We start from the raw sequence: 17,183 nt of genomic DNA, 5'->3' as shown, positions 1-17,183 counted from the left end.
CAGTTTAAGAAAAAAAAGGGATCCAAGTGTGTCGTGTTGGATCCCTTTTTTTGCACTATAACTGTGCTGCTGGACGTATTTCAGTCCCTTCCATGTTATTTAATCCGTCACCCAACGTGCGACGATATTTATCTGCTACCTGTTGGAGTTGTTTGACAATTTCGGGATATTGATCTTTTAGGTCTCTATCTTCACCGGGATCAATTGCAAGATTATATAATGCCAACGGGACTTTTACTGTAGCATATTTTCCTGGATACCGATCGCCGCCTATGGTTGCAGGTACTTCGTATGTTTCGGTTTCAGCAGGAAAAACAAGCTTCCATTTTCCTTTTCGGATTGCTTTCAAATTGTTTTTATTATGATAATAAGCGAGTTCATCTCGTGGAGTACTTTGGGTATTACCCAATAGAAGCTCTGTAAAATCAATCCCATCGATTTTCTTTATTGGCTTGGCTGCCTGGGTAATATTGACAATCGTTGGTAGTAAGTCCATATTGGTCAAAAGCTGGTTACTTACAGTTGCCGGTTTGACATGACCGGGCCAGCTTATAATGCAAGGTACTTTTAATCCACCATCAAATATAGTTGCTTTACCCTCTCTGAGCCCTCCTGTCGAACCTGCGTGGTTTCCAAACGTGAGCCATGGACCATTGTCACTCGTGAAAATAACAATAGTGTTTTCGAGCAGATGATGTTGTTCCAACGTCTTCATCACTTCGCCTACGGACCAGTCTACTTCTTCCATGACATCCCCAAACATACCGGCACCGCTTTTGCCTTTAAATTTTTCGGAAACGCCAAGTGGGACATGAACCATGGCATGGGCTAAATAGAGAAAGAAAGGGTTGTTTTTATTACGTTTGATAAAAGAGACCGCTCGGTTTGTATAATCGGTGGTCAATTGATCCTGACCATCAAAAGAATCGATAATTTTAACTGTTTTGTTGCCTTCGATTAAAGGAAGTGGGGGGTATTGGGCCCGCCAAAAAGTTGAATCTTGCCATTTTTTTCCCTCATAATCGTAGGCCCACATATCATTGGAGTAGGGAAGTCCATAGAACTCGTCAAAGCCATTTTGAAGGGGAAGGTAAGGCTCTTTATGTCCAAGATGCCATTTTCCGACCATGCCGGTTTTATATCCTTTGCTTTTCAATAGTTCGGCGATCGTTTGTTCATCGGGGTTAAGTGCAAATTTGGCATTATGGTCAATCGCACCGCTAATGCCAATTCGCGTAGGGTAGCAGCCGGTTAATAGGGCACTTCGGGAAGCAGTACAGATTGGCTGCGCGGCATAAAAATCGGTAAAACGCAAACCTTGTGCTGCGAGTTTATCGATATTTGGCGTTTGGTAGGGGCCACCACCATAGCAGACTGGGTCGGCATAGCCCATATCATCCATTAAAATAATAATGATGTTTGGGGGTGGAGCTGGTTTATTCTCATCCGTAATAGAAGCTGCAGAAGCTCCAAGGGTAAATAAGAATGGTATAAAAGAAAATATATACTTCAAATCCATCGTTTGCATTTAATTATTTAACGGTTAAGTTTTCTTGTTTGAGAACCTGCTGAAAAGCTGCTCTTGTTGCATCATCATCGCCCGCTTCAGCTTTAAGTTTAGCCAATTTTTTCTTCAACCTGGCAATTTCTTTGACATATTTTTTGTCTAGAATGGCATTGTGTGTTTCCATGGGATCTTGCTGCAGGTCATAGAATTCCCAAGCTGGAGCCGTTGTTTTAGAGTCGCTGCCTGTCATTTCTAATGGCTGTCCATAGAAGTAGATCAGTTTGTAGCGTTCATCACGGACTCCAAGATGCGCCGGGCGTATTGGTGCATGTTGCCAGTAACGGTAATACATGGCAGACCGCCATGCTTTGGATGTATTTCCTTTGAGGTTATTCCGAAAGCTTTCGCCTTGGATGTAGGCAGGTTTTTTGATGCCGGCATAATCTGCAAATAGTGCAGCGAAATCGATATTTAGAATCATGTCATCTAATCGACTACCAGCTTTGATTTCTTTGGGGTAGCTGATCACAAAAGGCATGCGCAGTGATTCTTCGTACATCAATCGTTTATCCATAAAATTGTGTTCTCCTAAGAAGTATCCTTGGTCGGAAGCCAGGATCACAACGGTATTTTCGTCCAAATTTGCCGTTGTAAGATAGCGCATAATTTTCCCTAGATTATCATCGATTCCAGCGACGCAACGCAGATAATCTTTGAGGAACTTTTGGTAGATCTTTTTGCGGGCTTCCAAAGGGTCCATTCCTTTTGTTGAAAACGGAAGCTCAGGATAAGATGTCCAAAAGGGGCCTACCGAAGCTTGCTCATAACGGCGGCCAAGCTCTTCCGAGGGCTGCCCTTCGAAAGAGCGTCCAGTTGTGATTGCTCCTGAATCCAAAAATGTCGGGGGATAAGGAAACTCCACATCTTTGTAGTAATCTTTGAATCGTTCGGCAAAATCAAAGGGTTCATGCGTCGCTTTGTAATGACACATTAAGAAGAAGGGTTTATCGGGGTTGCGTGATTTTAACCAGTCCAAACTCATCGTTGTGGTGATATCATCTACATAGCCTTCGTAGGGTGTACCAGCCTCTTCCTTATCATTCCAGTTGTCTTTAGAGAGGTAAGTCGGGTTATGATAAACACCATGTCCAGGAAGAACTTTAAAATCGTCAAATCCACTTGGCCTTTTTTTCAGATGCCATTTCCCAAACACAGCAGTTTGGTAGCCCGCATTGCGCAGATCCTTGGCAATATTTTCCTTATCGGGATCCAACGCATCTTCCAGTGTGTAGACTTGGTTTTTATTACTGTACTGTCCTGTCAGTATGGTTGCACGGCTAGGGGTGCAAATTGAATTGGTACAGAATGTATTATTGAGTACTGCCCCCTGACTGGCTAATTTTTCAATATTCGGATTTTTGACAAAATCTTTTAAAATACCGCCATATACGCCCCATGCTTGGGCTGTGAAATCGTCCGTTAGGATAAAGACGATATTGGGGCGTTGTGTTGCGTTGTTCTTTTTCTGTGCTTGTGAAAAAATGGGCAATAGGCCGCAGATGAGCAATACAAATTTTTTATTCATGTGAATTCAGCTATATATTAGTCGACGAATTGACTATATCGGATTGCAATAATAGTTATAATCGTTCGTCTTGGTCTGGTTCTGTCCATTTGATTGTAGACAAATCTACTCTTTATAGACAAATATATAACGGATAAACTGTAATAAATATGTTAGTCATCAATACCTTTTCCATCTAGAATATGCTGATAGTATTTTTCGATTCTCGCCGCTCGTGTTTTCTCTTGTTTTGCCTGGTTAAAGTAGAATAGATACCCTTTTTGTCGACCTGGTGTAAGTGATTGAAAAGCTTTTTGAAGTAAAGGGTCTTCAAGTAAGGCACGCTTAAATTCTTCCGGTACAGGGTAATCGGCAGCTTTCCGCATGTCAACTTTCTTGCCTGATTTTTCAATTTCGATGGCCTCCTGAATATAAGCCGATATCACTTCCCGCAATGATTCTATCTGCTCAATAGTGGTGAATCTAAGCTGTCTGGCTGACTGAACATTTTCGGTTTGCTGGATCAGTATATTTTTGGGATCTTTTAATAATGCACCTTTATGGAATAGCAGCGCACAGTATTCTTTAAACCCGTGTATCAATACGACATTTTTACCTTCAAATGTATAACAAGGATGCATCCATTTATAATCCTCCTGCAGTGTTTTATTGCCACGGACAATTTCTCTCAACAGATTGAATTCTTCATTCCATCTTGTCGCATTTTCAAAAAAATGTTCAATTTTTAGATTCATCATGTAGTGCTTTAGGTAAGTTTAGCAAGAATTTCTTGTAATCTGTTGTGCGCCATATTGATTCCTTGCGCAAAGGGCATCTGTAACAGCTGGTTCCGAAATGCGACCGACTGAAATATTATATGGATGTGAAGCCTGCTGCGTTCTGCACTTATTTTTTCAAATGTTAAATATTCCAACTGCACAGGAAATGCGCTGTTTTCCATTTCAAAAGTCCGTGTGATGCGTTGATTGGGGAGGAATTCATGTATCGTTCCATTTGCTTTGAACATGACCCGGCCATTGTGCGAAGTTTCAAAGGCATAGGAGCCATGCTTTTTATTTTCCAATTTCAGAACTTTAGTTCCCATCCACTGTTCGAAAATTTCGGGATCCTCGTATGCTTTGAAGAGCAGTTCAATAGGCAAATCGAACTCCCTTGTAATGATAATCTCCTGTTTATTATCCTCAGCCTGGACGTTAGTTTTTGACTCCATATTATTTGTTCTTGTAGTTTTGCATAATAGTTTCCAATTTATTGAATCTGTCGTCCCACATTTGACGGAAAGGTTCAATAAAATCCGCAATTTCTTTCATCTTTGGTGGGTTCAATTGGTAGTATATCTCGCGTCCATTTTGTTGAGACTTTAATAATTCACATTCCGTCAATATTTGCAAATGTTTTGAAACGGTCGGTCTTGCTGTATTGAAATTGGCTGCAATTGCACCAGCAGTCATGGCTTGTGAGGTCAGAAGAAGTAAAATTGCTCTTCTGGTTGGGTCTGCTATAGCTTGGAAAACATCTCGTCTTAAGTTCATATTGATCTATTTGATTACTAATATAAGTGTAGTTATTTGACTACGCAAATTTTTTATAAATTATTTATAACGGAATAGATGGGGGTGGAGCTAACGTGGATCAACGAATAAAAATTTTTTCCTGGCGAATTTAAAATGAAAGCGATCGGGAATTAAACCTATGGATCAATGTTTGGTGAATAATGCTAAATTAGCGTAATTAATTATAGCAGGATGAAAACACAGTTATCGTATTTAAAAAAATTAAGCGTATTAGGGACGAAAACCTTAGTCAAATATTATTTGCTGGCTATTGTTTCGACTTTACTGTATTTGGTGGTTGGCAGTTTTCAGTTTAAGGCTAGTCATGAAGCTTTCTTTTCGACGGTCAGTCCTGTGCAAGCCGCAGCTAAATTCATTTGGCTGATTGGACTGATCCTGCTACCTGTACTAATTTTTATTTTTAGCAACAAATATGTGTTTTCAAAGATTGCAAGTCTTGTTGTAGAAGAAAGGCAGGATGATCTCATTCTTCCGGCATTTGACAAAGTATTATTAATTTTTCAATCGAATCAGCCCGATGTAATACAAAATGTCGCTGATTATTCTTTTGCAAAACTTAAATTGATCAATGACGTGAAAAATAATAAAATCGAGAACCCTTGGGTGCGACGCATTGTCATTTTTGGTCTGAATAAAGTGAGATTTGATGCCCTCGATTTAGACAAAAACGATAGCTTTTATGCGATCGTACGATCGAAGTTTATCCAGGTACTCGAAATCTTAACAGAACCAAGTAGCAAACCATTTTGGCTATGTATTCTTGCGCAATGGCTTATTCTACTTTTTTTGTGGCTGGCCAACTAAATGTGTTGATCACTGCAAGCAAGCAAGCAAGCAAGCAAGCAAGCAAGCAAGCAAGCAAGCAAGCAAGCAAGTGCTGAAATAACAGAATATCACGACGGTATAAGTTTTATTTTGTATTTTAACTGTAAGAATAAAAACCATAGAGTTTTAAATGGATGTTATGATGAAAAATATTTTTTTTACTGTTGTTCAGCTTTTGGTTGTATCATTTGTTTTCGCACAAATGCCCCAGGTAAAGGTTGAAGAGGGGATATTAGAAGGAATTACTTTGTCAAGCGGGGTAGAGTCCTTTCGAGGGATTCCTTTTGCAAAACCGCCAGTAGGAGACCTGAGGTGGAAAGAACCTCAAGCTGCTGAACATTGGTCTGGCATCCGTAAAGCAGATCATTTTGGTTATTCTCCGATGCAGAAACCGATCTATGGGGACATGCGATTTCGGTCACCAGGGATCAGTGAAGACTGTCTCTACCTGAATGTATGGCGTCCAAAGAATCTTGGTTCAGGCAAACTTCCTGTTTTAGTTTATTTTTACGGCGGAGGTTTCAATGCTGGTGATGGATCGGAAAACCGCTATGATGGTGAAAGTTTTGCCAAAGAAGGTCTTATTGTCGTTACTGTCAACTATCGCCTTGGTATCTTCGGCTTTTTTGCGCATCCGGCATTAACCGAGGAATCTCCGAAACATGCTTCCGGAAATTATGGACTGCTGGATCAACATGCAGCTTTGGTTTGGGTCAAGAAAAATATTGCTGCATTTGGTGGGGATCCCGATGCCGTCACCATCGGTGGTGAGTCGGCAGGGAGTATGTCTGTTTCTGCCCAGATGACGAGTCCGTTGTCCAAAGGACTATTTAAACGTGCTATCGGTCAGAGCGGAAGTGTTTTTAACTTGCGGTATGGCACTGCCTCTATTACGGAGCAAGAGCAACAGGGGACTGCGTTTGCAACGCGCATAAATGCCGAAGGGCTTGATCAACTGCGTAAAATTCCTGCGGCCGAACTCCTTGATAAAGCCAGCGAGCCAGGGGCCTTTGCGACCCGTTTGATTGTTGACGGCTATTTTCTGCCTAAATCTCCTTTGGCTATTTTTGAGGCAGGGGAACAGTCTAAAGTCCCGCTACTTGCAGGCTGGACGTCTACGGAAGCCCCATATACCGCCTACATGGGTAAATTGTATCCATCTCCGGAGAATTATGAAAAGTTGGTAAGAGCACAATATGGCGTTCAGGCTGACGAAGTGCTCACGCTTTATCCTGGAAAGACAGAGGCGGAAGTTATTCGGTCAGCAACTGCCTTAAGTAGCGATAATTTTATCGTTTATAGTACCTGGAAATGGCTTGATTTGCAACGAAGAAATAGCGGTCAGCCAGTCTTCGTTTATATATTCGGTAAACCGCGACCACCCATGCAACCTGCATATCGCGATGCACAAACCGGGCTTGCCGGAGGAATTAGCAAGAAATCTGCACAGGAAGCCAAGGAAAAAAGCCCAAAGCCCCTGCCGGGTGCTTTCCATGCAAGTGATATTGAATATTTATTGGGAAATCTGCAGAGTAATGATGTTTTTGCCTGGACTGAAGATGATTACAAGGTGTCAAAACTTGGTCAGCGGTACTTTGTTAATTTTATCAAGACGGGCGATCCAAATGGAAAAGGGCTGTCAACATGGCCGAAAACAACAGCACAAGATAAGCGCATGAATATTCTGAATTTGAATATCAAAGTAAAAGTATCTGCCGAAGAATTTCGGAACAGATATCTTTTTCTGGATAAATTGTTTGTCGACCGTGAATATAAATCCAGATAAAAGCCTTATTTATTCAATTTATAGCAGTGGTTAAGTCGTTTATCTATCAGGTAAATTAAAGTGCTTTTTTATTTTAAGGCCAAATAAAAACTATTTATTGCCAAGGGCTGTTATCAGATAGACTTTTTATGAAAGCGTATGGGCGATATTGTCCTGTATAGGGGGATTTTAGACAGTGGATAGATTTATCAAGAATCGTTTATTGAATAGTGGGGGGCAACCAATTTAGGAAACTGAAGTACGATTTATGGCGTTGATTTTTTGTAGATGATACTCATATAGAGCAAACTTGGATATATGACAATAAATCCTGATGTGATTATTATAGGCGGTGGTTTGGCTGGACTTACAGGTGCATTGCATCTGTCTAAACAAGGATTCAACGTAACGTTAATCGAAAAACATGTTTTTCCTCGTCATAAGGTTTGCGGCGAATATGTTTCGAACGAAATTTTGGCCTACCTTCATTGGCTGAAAGTGGATGTTGAATCGCTATGCCCAACACATATTCAGGAGCTTGAGTTCACGACAGAAGATGGACAGATGAATAGGGGCAGGTTACCCTTGGGTGGGATTGGTATCAGTCGTTACGCGTTGGATGATCTGTTATATCAGCAAGCAAAAAGTAATGGCTGTACAATTGTTATTGCGACTGTAACGGGTATATCCTTTAGCGCTGATACATTTACTGTTTCGTTTCAAGATCAGGTATTAAGATCAAAAATTGTACTGGGCGCGTATGGAAAACGCAGTAATATGGATCAGCTCTTATCCCGTGATTTTATAACGAAAACCTCTCCTTGGATGGCTGTTAAGGCACACTATTCGGGCGATTTTCCGAATGACCTAATTGCCTTGCATCATTTTGAAGGAGGCTATTGTGGGATTTCCAAGGTCGAAGATGATCGGATAAATTTATGTTATCTGGCCGATGTAAAAACGTTCAAGAGATACAAAAACATCGGTGATTATCAGAAGTATGTTTTGTCTAAAAACAGACATCTTAAGTGTTTTTTTGAGCACAATAGGCTACTTTTTGAAAAACCGCTCACGATCAGTCAATTTTCATTTGATAAGAAATCAACGGTAGAAAACCATATTCTTATGATTGGTGACACAGCCGGTCTTATTCATCCATTCTGCGGAAATGGGATGGCGATGGCGATACACAGTGCAAAAATAGCTTCTGAGCTTGTCCTGGAATATTATCGGGGCCATATTCATTCACGAAAGCAATTGGAAAAGGCTTATGTCAAGCAATGGAATCGAACGTTTAAAAGACGCCTCTTATTCGGTCGACTTCTGTCGCGGCTGTTAAGCTATAAAATAGGGACCGCAGTTTTGATGAAGACTACCTCATTTTTTCCGAAAATGCTCAGCTGGATTATTAAACAAACTCATGGAAATGCAAGGTCAATAAAATGGGAATAAACACAAAACAGAGAACATCGGAGAATGAGATCATGGACGATTTTCTGCTCGAAGGAGAAGAACTTCGGACCACATTAGACAGGATAGCAAAGATTAATCGTTTTTTAGGCGGAAATAACATTACGCTGAACGGTGTAAAAAAATTACTTTCAACCAGCTGCAAGAATGAAACAATAACGATTGTGGATATCGGTTGTGGCAATGGGGACATGCTTCGCATGTTGAGCGATTATGGCAATAGACATCATATTAAGCTTTCAATGCTCGGTATAGATGCCAACCCCTATACAATAAATTATGCGGGGGATTTGTCGAAAGATTATACCAATATATCCTATTTGTGTGCGGATATCTTTGAAGAAAATTTTGAAGATGTCAAGTATGACATTGTTCTGTGTACGCTTACCATACATCATTTTGACGATGAAGAGATCCTTCGTTTGCTAGGCAGTCTGGTCAACGTATCAAAATTGGGGGTCGTCATTAATGATTTACAAAGGAGTAAAATGGCTTACCGGCTTTTTCAAACCATTGCTGTTCTTTTTAGGTTAAATAGAATGACAAAAGTGGACGGGCTTGTTTCTATACTGCGTGGGTTTAAAAAAGAGGAACTTACTCAATTCTCCAATAAACTGAAATTAGAAAATTATAGCATCCAATGGAAATGGGCCTTTCGTTACCAGTGGATAATTTCCAATATATGAATGTTAAAATAATAACTGTTGCGAAGCAACTCCCTAGATACTCTTGTGCTACCGTTGATATCCTTCCGCTATTGGATATTTGGCTCCATGGACAAGAGCCTCGCTTTATTAAGAAGATCAAGAAACTTTTCGAAGGCTCCGCTGTGGAAAGACGATATGCAATTATGGATCCGAGAGAGGTCTTCACTGCGACGTCTTTTGAAGAAAAAAATAATGTGTACTGCCGGGAGGCAACGGTCTTAGGGGAGCAAGCACTTCGTAAGGCCCTTGAACAGACGGGATGGGATCCGCAGTCTCTGGATTATATCATTACAGTGAGTTGTACTGGAATTATGATCCCCTCCCTAGACGCGTATCTCATCAATAAGATGAAACTCCGACAGGATATTGTGCGGTTACCAGTTACCGAAATGGGCTGTGTTGCCGGTGTTTCAGGTATTATTTATGCTAAAAATTTTCTTCAGGCTAATCCAGGCAAACGTGCTGCGGTCATAGCCGTCGAAGCGCCAACAGCAACTTTTCAGCTGGAAGATTTCTCCATGTCAAATATGGTCAGTGCCGCAATATTTGGTGATGGTGCAGCTTGCTGTCTGCTTTCCTCCGACGAGTCAGACAATGGTCCGATGATTCTCGATCAGGAGATGTACCATTTTTACGATGCGGAAGATATTATGGGATTTAAGCTGACAAACAGCGGTATGCAGATGATACTGGATGTTGAAGTGCCGAATGTGATCGCGTCTCATTTTGACGCTGTTATACATCCATTTTTGAAGAAGAACCAGCTTAAAATTAAAGATATTGATTACATGATTTTTCATCCAGGTGGAAAAAAGATTGTAGCTACAATCGAAGATATTTTTGCTGAACTTGATAAAGATATTGAGGATACTAAGGCTGTGCTGGCACAGTATGGTAATATGTCGAGCGCTACGGTGTTATATGTCCTCGAACGTATTATGAAACGTAGTCCTCAGGTCGGTGAATTAGGGCTGATGCTGAGTTTCGGTCCTGGATTTTCGGCGCAGCGCGTTTTATTACAGTGGTAACCTACAAAATTTGAATGATGGATCTGAATTCTATACTAGCGAAATTGCCTTACAGTGCCCCGTTTTTATTTGTCGATGCGTTGACCCATGTCGATGAGGAAGGTGTTGCAGGTACCTATACCTTTGATGAAAATTTGGATTTTTATAGAGGACATTTTAATGAAAAAGCGATCACTCCAGGAGTTATTCTGATCGAAACGATGGCCCAAATAGGTTTAGCTTGTTTGGGAATTTTTCTGCTCAATAAAGACTTGAAAAAGGGTTCTTCTATTGCGTTGACTTCTACTGAAATACAATTTTTAAAACCCGTGTATCCGAAGGAAAAAGTTACGGTAATTTCAAAAAAAATATATTTTAGGTTTGGAAAGTTAAAGTGTACAGTTACAATGAAAAATGAAGCTGGCCAGGAGGTTTGTAAGGGAATATTGGCAGGTATGATTACTGAGGAGCTATGAAGAGAGTTGTTATTACTGGATTAGGGGTCGTTGCACCCAATGGAGTGGGAGTACCGGCCTTTACACAGGCGCTAAAAGAGGGTGTCTCCGGTGTTAGACATGATGTGCAGTTGGAAAAATTGCAATTTTCCTGTCAGATTGCTGGAATGCCACAAGTATCGGATGATCTCAAAAGACAATATTTCACGGAACTTGAGCTCAGGGGTTTTAACAGTACAGGCATATTATATGGTGTCATAGCAGGAATGGAGGCTTGGACAAATGCAGGTTTTCCTATTGCCTTAAATTCGGTCCCCGATTGGGATAGCGGAACAGTATTTGGTTCAGGCACCTCAGGTATCGATAAGTTTCGGGAGAGTATTTATAAAATTGATGAGCTGCAAACACGTAGGCTAGGCAGTACAGTCGTTGCCCAAACGATGAACAGTGGTGTCAGTGCATATTTAGGTGGGAAATTAGGGCTCGGAAATCAGGTAACCACCAATTCCTCTGCCTGTGCTACCGGAACCGAAGCAATTCTAATGGCATATGACCGGATTAGGTCCGGAAGAGCAAAGCGCATGCTAGCAGGTAGTACTGGAGATAGTGGACCTTATATTTGGGCTGGTTTTGATGCACTGCGTGTCTGTAGTTCGCAACATAATGACCGCCCTTCGGAAGGTTCTCGCCCAATGAGTGCAACAGCCGCAGGATTCGTCCCGGGTAGTGGAGCTGGAGCCCTGCTATTGGAGGATTTGGAAAGTGCCTTAGAACGCAAGGCCATGATATATGGCGAATTATTGGGCGGTCAAGTAAATTCTGGAGGGCAACGGGGAACGGGCAGTATGACAGCTCCAAATGCTGATGCTGTACGCCGATGCATTGCGGAAGCCCTAAAAAATTCGGGTGTCTCCGGATGGGATGTCGATGCCATAAACGGTCATTTAACGGCAACGGCCAAAGATGCTTTTGAAATAGAAAACTGGACTGAGGCCCTTGGACGTACAGGGAAAGATTTTCCATTGATAAACTCGCTAAAAGGAATGACTGGGCATTGTCTCAGTGCGGCAGGTAGCATAGAATGCGTGGCCACAGTTTTGCAGTTATATCATGGATTTGTATTTGGAAACAGTAATTGTACTGATTTACATCCTGAGATTGCAGCAATGATTGATTCATCAAGAGTACCATTACATCAAGTTGATGTCAAACCTCATATTATAGCCAAAGCGAGTTTCGGATTTGGGGATGTAAATGCCTGTTTAATATTTAAAAAATTTGATAACTAAACCTATGAACAGAGAAGAATTGATCGGTGCTTTAAAGCCAATTATAGCACCTTACACAACAAACGAAGAAGCATTTGGAAAGCTTACTGAAAAGACTGATTTTATGCGTGATCTACAAATCAATTCAGCAAATTTGGTTGATATTGTCCTGGATATCGAAGATCAATTTGGGATCGTTATTGAAAATTCCGATATGGAACGTATGCTTAATGTCGGAGCTGCAGTCGAAATAATCGAAAGCAAGTTACAAGAAAAATGATTGGTAATGACGTTATCGACCTGGTTCAGTCCAGAAAAGATAGTAATTGGAGACGTAGGGGCTTTGTTTCAAAGCTATTTAATGAGCATGAACAACTGTTGATTGTGAACAGTCCAGATCCAGAAATTGTTGTTTGGCTCTTATGGAGCATGAAAGAGGCTGCCTATAAAATATGGAATAGACAGACAGGAATTCGGAAATATATACCTAAAGGGTTGCTATGTTCAGTTACTGAACGGTCTTCTTGCAACGCAACGGGAGAAGTCATCTGCGAAGGGAAGAGGTATTACACTAAGACCATTGTTTGCCCTGATTTTATACATACCATCGCAGTTGGCGAATTGGTTCATTTAGGCAATATTGTAGAAATCGGAAAAGGTGAAATTGTTAAAGATGCTCAGGGGATACCAAGCATCATTCTGAAAGATAGCGGCACACACTTACCCGTTTCTGTAAGTAACCATGGCCGTTTTGAGAGAATAGTTGCGATTACATGAAAAGTTAGTGTCATTAACCTTTATGTTTTATGTAACTATATGTCATTAGTTGTACTATTCCAATTTATATGTTTAATGTTTTTTTTAATAGCGGCATTATACGATTGAGTTTTTTCCTGCAGCCTCCTAGTTGCATTGCATAACTAGGAGAGCCTGATGACAGCAGCTACTTTTCAATTCATAAGATAGCTAGCTAGGGTAGATCTGAAAGAAAAATTCCAAGAACCACGTATAGCTTATCAACTTAGTCAGACGAGCAAACACCTTATTGCACTTGGATTGATTCTTCCCGAAGCATCTGTTTGAATTTGGGATCTCGTATATAACGACTAAAATCATGGCTTGACATTCCTGTGAAATCAGTCATAGAAAAGATGCTGTAATTTTTCTTAAGGGCGTTATAACTTTCCTCTTTGTATCCAAGATCAGTTGGATTAAGTTTGTTCGATAAGAATCCAAAAAACTTCTTCAACATCTTGTCCGTTCCGTTGATCGTGATGTGTATTTTCTTGACTTGTGAGCTGAGATTCACAAATTTTTTTGTGTTACGCGCCGTATCCGTATATTGAAACTCGGAAAGTCCTATCGCTGGAGCCAGCATAATGCAGGTAATTCTATTTTTGTTTTCTAACAATGGCTTTGCCCGCTCGATATCAACATTGTGAACGTCTTTTGCTTGAGCAGAAAATGAGCTATTGTATTCAGGATTTGAAATAGCGCTCATAACCACAGATGCTCCACGACTATGTGATATGATGAAGACATCCTTATCGGCCATATTGTTCAGTATACGTCTTAATCCAAATTCACCGGCCATCTGGCTAAAAGAGGCCGCTGAAAACCAGTTTTTGGCGGAACGAAAAGGGGAGGTAGATCGTAGACCATCCCAATAAAATCGAATGATTTCATCGGTTTTAGGGTTTGTAACGATATGATCGGAAATATATTTATATTGTTTTACAACAGATTCTTCATCAGCATTGAAGCCATGGACTAAAATAAACACACGTTTTTTTGGGGCAATACGTTTAGACAAACGCAGCATGTTACCGCGTTCAAAAGCGAGTAATTGTTCGCGATCCCCTCTGTCGGTGGCAATTTTCATAAGCGAATAAGGATCTCGAGCAGCTTTATTGGAAGGAATGCCATAATTTTTCTTCCAATTGTCGGGGTAGAAATTACCATTTTGATCCACAAATGAATACCATAGGTTAGGATCTACACCGGTATTGGGGGTAGCCGAATCGGGAAGATTATGGATAAGGCCACACGAAGTGAACAAGCTGATAACGATGATAATATAGAAAAAATACCTTTTGTTCATATGATTTATTTTCTACTATTCCTGAATTTAATTTTTAACTAGGATCCAATGGCTACTAAATTGGATATATTTTCACAAAAAAGCGATTTGTTGTAATATAGTCATTATTTTGGATAGCGAAAAGTAGGCTTGTATTTTGAACCGTTAATGTTTGCTGAAATTTAGCGGTACCAAGCTACAAATCATTTCTTTGTGATTAAATAAAGTTTGTTGCGTTGGTTGGTGAAAAGTTGATAATTTAAAGCTGGATTCGTATAAAAACCATAGGCATTAAATTGGTCGGTATTCTCAAAGGTTAGTGTGCCGATGTTTTTATTGTTGATATCGACTTGAGACCAATGCCATTTTTCGTCCAAATATAAGCTGTCTTTAAATCTTAAGGTGTCATTTTCGACAATAAGCTGTGAGAATAGGCAGCCTTGCCAAAGATCTCCTTTTTCATATTTCCCCGTTTTGACGTCATGTCTATTGCGAACACGTTTGATTTTCTGGTAATAAACTGATCTAATGTTAGGGGGAGTAGTATTCGTTACCCATTCATTCTTATCCCAGTGACCGAAAAGATCATTTACGGTACGGCCCTTAGATGAGCTTTGTGGGTCTAAATTATTATCATCCGATATGTTTTCGTTGAATACATACCATTTATCGTCCATAAAATAAGTTCGCTTTGTATAGCTTTTCGAATTGCTTTGATCGAAATGATAGATTTTCTCTGACAGCAGATAGGTGGCTTTACTTTTAATATCATTTAGTTTTTGGTCTTGTTTATCTGTGGACCAATTTAGATTTGCGTTGAATACTTCAATTGTTTTTTTTGTAGTATCTCCATTCAATGGCCAGCTGCGAAAGTAATGTTTAGAAACGTTGATCAAATACCCTTCAAATAAAACTTCTGAATCCTCATCCTTGTCCTGTTTAAAGGAGTATTCATCAATCTGCTTACCATCTTTATCCAGTCTATAGCATGTATGAATAACTGTTGATGGACTATCAGTGTCGATTGCACCGGTTAAACAATGAATGATTAATTCATTGTTTTTGGTCAAAAACTGATCTATAGGGTGGTCACTTGCCTTGAAGAGTATGATTTCATGTTTCCCAAACTGGTTTTTTAGCTTGTTAATGTCATCATATTTGCTGTATTCATTTGGCAGTTTTGAGGAGTGGAAAAAGTTTTGAAGCCTAATATCGATATCAAAAATACCATTTGTATAAATAATAGTGCATGCGATCAGGGCACATCCCAGTAAGTAGTACTTCAAATTGCGTGTATCCTTTACCAGCAAAAAGAAATGGAAAAATATCCAGCTCAGTAAGCAAACAAGAGGTGAAAAAATAATATAACTCAACTTTTCACTGCTGCTTAGATCAAAAACGAAAAAACTGATGAGATATGCCGTCATAAAGATTAGGCATAATATAAAAGACTTCAATAACAGTTTCTTTTTGGCTTTCTTCGGTTCCTGATCTATCTGTTGCAATATCTTATAATTTAGTATACGCTATATCCGATCTAACGCTGGACCGATATAGGTGTAATTTAACTTTTTTCTTTAAGGTTTCAAATAATAGATTAAAATCGTTATTCTAGCAGCATCCATAGCGTTTCATTCATTTCTATTGGATCTTGGGAAAACTTCCTTAACTCCACCTTTTGTTAAAATAATGGAATTATAGCCATCTGTTTTGTCTTCAACAAACTCGATCGTTCTGTCGTTGTCGTCTGCTCTGAAAAATTTTGTTTTAGACTCGGGAATGAGTTCAATATCCGCATCATTATAATAGAGTTTGCCATCAATTTTTAATATCCGTATTTTTCCATACTCACCCACATAGTTATTGTATATGGTCGTATCTATTTTGGCGCGACGATGTTTGTAGGGCATTTCTACTTCTTTACCAAAGGCAATTGCTGAAAGTCCGTAACCTATGATATGGGAGGCTGAGCCGTTATTAGAAAGGACAGTGACAAAGAGTTTGTCGTCAGTAAATCGATTAAAAGAAGTCATTGTCCCAAAGAATCCGCCGTCATGTGCAATCAAATAATGTCCGTGATTATAAAATGGATTGATGATGAATCCATAGCCCCAATTTTCGGAGTTATATGGTGTAAACATTTTTTCCTTCATTGCGGCTGATAGAATCGTTGTTCCATAAAGTGCTTGGTCCCAAATGGCTAGATCTTCCACGGTTGAATAAATACCGTCGTGACCTAGGTTGATCTCCCAGTTGATATAGGGGTTATGGATAAAACCTTCGTCATTATGATAATATACTTTTGCTTTTTTCGGCACGATGGATTCATTGTTACTAACTCCGGTGTTATTCATCCCAGCTTTATCAAATATATTTTTCTTTAAAAAAGTAGCGTAATGCTCACCGGAGACTTTTTCAATAATCTTTGCTAACAAATAATAACCGATATTACTATAGGCGCTATTTGTTCCCGGTGAGAATTCGAAAGGAATTTTCTTGATGGCGGCATAAGCAGAATCGCGACTTATGCTGCTTAACGCGATTTCTTTGAAGCCCATAGCAAGTCCGGAGCTGTGTGACAGTAACATGTGGATGCTGATACTATCGGCTTTTGGATAATCGGGGAAAAATTTACTGAGTTTATCATTTAGGGATAACCGCCCACTGTCGACGAGCTGTAAAATAGCGGCTGCGGTAAATTGTTTTGTGACCGATCCCAACTGGAATTTAGTGTCTAACGTGTTTTTTATATTCCATTCATAATCTGCCAAACCGTAGGCTTTTTTTAATAAAATAGTGCCATTTTTCATGACAAGAACTGTTCCACTAAAATTATTTACATCAGCTTGTGCCTGCATATAGGCTGCAAGTTTGGCTGATGTTTTTTCTTGGGCCACAAGAAAAACTGGACAAAGCATAAGTAGGATTAAAAGCTTCATA

The 17,183-nt window shown here is 39.9% G+C and carries 17 protein-coding genes; 9 read left to right on the top strand and 8 right to left on the bottom strand.

Annotated features, from left to right (window positions below; genetic code table 11):
- Positions 1 to 55: 55 nt before the first annotated feature.
- The 5 genes from B4N43_RS06070 to B4N43_RS06050 all read right to left on the bottom strand — a co-directional run bounded on the left by B4N43_RS06070 (position 56) and on the right by B4N43_RS06050 (position 4,624).
- Entirely contained in the window at positions 56 to 1,519 is a 1,464-nt protein-coding gene (locus tag B4N43_RS06070; RefSeq protein WP_286733525.1) for a sulfatase family protein, read from the bottom strand.
- Between the two features lie 13 nt (positions 1,520 to 1,532).
- Complete coding sequence (locus tag B4N43_RS06065; protein WP_286733524.1) at positions 1,533 to 3,092, bottom strand: sulfatase family protein; 1,560 nt, start codon at positions 3,090 to 3,092, stop codon at positions 1,533 to 1,535.
- A 152-nt stretch (positions 3,093 to 3,244) separates the two neighbouring features.
- Positions 3,245 to 3,829, bottom strand: a complete 585-nt coding sequence (locus B4N43_RS06060; RefSeq protein ID WP_232475750.1) for a YdeI/OmpD-associated family protein — start codon at positions 3,827 to 3,829, stop codon at positions 3,245 to 3,247.
- Between the two features lie 8 nt (positions 3,830 to 3,837).
- On the bottom strand, positions 3,838 to 4,302 hold the full coding sequence (locus B4N43_RS06055) for an SRPBCC family protein (RefSeq protein ID WP_286733522.1): 465 nt from the start codon (positions 4,300 to 4,302) through the stop codon (positions 3,838 to 3,840).
- A gap of 1 nt (position 4,303) precedes the next feature.
- Positions 4,304 to 4,624 carry an ArsR/SmtB family transcription factor gene (locus B4N43_RS06050; protein WP_120334617.1) on the bottom strand — a complete coding sequence of 107 codons (321 nt, stop codon included), beginning with the start codon at positions 4,622 to 4,624 and terminating at the stop codon, positions 4,304 to 4,306.
- Positions 4,625 to 4,837: 213 nt separating this feature from the next.
- Between B4N43_RS06050 and B4N43_RS06045 the strand changes: the two genes are divergently transcribed.
- The 9 genes from B4N43_RS06045 to B4N43_RS06005 all read left to right on the top strand — a co-directional run bounded on the left by B4N43_RS06045 (position 4,838) and on the right by B4N43_RS06005 (position 12,940).
- Entirely contained in the window at positions 4,838 to 5,470 is a 633-nt protein-coding gene (locus B4N43_RS06045; protein WP_286733519.1) for a hypothetical protein, read from the top strand.
- A gap of 160 nt (positions 5,471 to 5,630) precedes the next feature.
- On the top strand, positions 5,631 to 7,277 hold the full coding sequence (locus tag B4N43_RS06040; RefSeq protein ID WP_286733516.1) for a carboxylesterase/lipase family protein: 1,647 nt from the start codon (positions 5,631 to 5,633) through the stop codon (positions 7,275 to 7,277).
- A 297-nt stretch (positions 7,278 to 7,574) separates the two neighbouring features.
- Complete coding sequence (locus tag B4N43_RS06035; protein WP_286733513.1) at positions 7,575 to 8,708, top strand: NAD(P)/FAD-dependent oxidoreductase; 1,134 nt, start codon at positions 7,575 to 7,577, stop codon at positions 8,706 to 8,708.
- Positions 8,699 to 9,412 (top strand): methyltransferase domain-containing protein, encoded by a 714-nt coding sequence (locus tag B4N43_RS06030; protein WP_075992077.1) that lies wholly within the window; start codon positions 8,699 to 8,701, stop codon positions 9,410 to 9,412. Before B4N43_RS06035 ends, B4N43_RS06030 begins: the two co-directional genes overlap by 10 nt.
- Positions 9,409 to 10,461, top strand: coding sequence for a type III polyketide synthase (locus tag B4N43_RS06025; RefSeq protein WP_286733510.1), 1,053 nt, complete (start codon positions 9,409 to 9,411; stop codon positions 10,459 to 10,461). The genes B4N43_RS06030 and B4N43_RS06025 overlap by 4 nt, the downstream gene beginning before the upstream one ends.
- A 14-nt stretch (positions 10,462 to 10,475) precedes the next feature.
- Positions 10,476 to 10,916, top strand: a complete 441-nt coding sequence (locus tag B4N43_RS06020; RefSeq protein ID WP_232475751.1) for a 3-hydroxyacyl-ACP dehydratase FabZ family protein — start codon at positions 10,476 to 10,478, stop codon at positions 10,914 to 10,916.
- A complete protein-coding gene (locus B4N43_RS06015) occupies positions 10,913 to 12,184 on the top strand; it encodes a beta-ketoacyl-[acyl-carrier-protein] synthase family protein (RefSeq protein WP_286733507.1) in 1,272 nt (423 codons plus the stop codon). The genes B4N43_RS06020 and B4N43_RS06015 overlap by 4 nt, the downstream gene beginning before the upstream one ends.
- A gap of 4 nt (positions 12,185 to 12,188) precedes the next feature.
- Entirely contained in the window at positions 12,189 to 12,443 is a 255-nt protein-coding gene (locus B4N43_RS06010) for an acyl carrier protein (RefSeq protein WP_075992081.1), read from the top strand.
- Positions 12,440 to 12,940 carry a 4'-phosphopantetheinyl transferase family protein gene (locus tag B4N43_RS06005; protein WP_248933492.1) on the top strand — a complete coding sequence of 167 codons (501 nt, stop codon included), beginning with the start codon at positions 12,440 to 12,442 and terminating at the stop codon, positions 12,938 to 12,940. The genes B4N43_RS06010 and B4N43_RS06005 overlap by 4 nt, the downstream gene beginning before the upstream one ends.
- Before the next feature lie 265 nt (positions 12,941 to 13,205).
- On the opposite strand, the gene B4N43_RS06000 is transcribed toward B4N43_RS06005, so the two are convergent.
- The 3 genes from B4N43_RS06000 to B4N43_RS05990 all read right to left on the bottom strand — a co-directional run bounded on the left by B4N43_RS06000 (position 13,206) and on the right by B4N43_RS05990 (position 17,182).
- Entirely contained in the window at positions 13,206 to 14,264 is a 1,059-nt protein-coding gene (locus B4N43_RS06000) for an alpha/beta hydrolase (protein ID WP_286733504.1), read from the bottom strand.
- Positions 14,265 to 14,446: 182 nt separating this feature from the next.
- Positions 14,447 to 15,670, bottom strand: a complete 1,224-nt coding sequence (locus B4N43_RS05995; protein WP_075992084.1) for a hypothetical protein — start codon at positions 15,668 to 15,670, stop codon at positions 14,447 to 14,449.
- Between the two features lie 204 nt (positions 15,671 to 15,874).
- The gene (locus tag B4N43_RS05990) at positions 15,875 to 17,182 is read right to left on the bottom strand and encodes a serine hydrolase domain-containing protein (RefSeq protein ID WP_286733502.1); all 1,308 of its coding nucleotides are present in this window, start codon (positions 17,180 to 17,182) and stop codon (positions 15,875 to 15,877) included.
- Position 17,183 lies beyond the last annotated feature (1 nt).

It is taken from the genome of Sphingobacterium sp. UBA1897 (assembly GCF_002337775.1).
GTDB lineage: Bacteria > Bacteroidota > Bacteroidia > Sphingobacteriales > Sphingobacteriaceae > Sphingobacterium > Sphingobacterium siyangense.
This window is presented reverse-complemented; position numbering and strand designations above follow the sequence as displayed.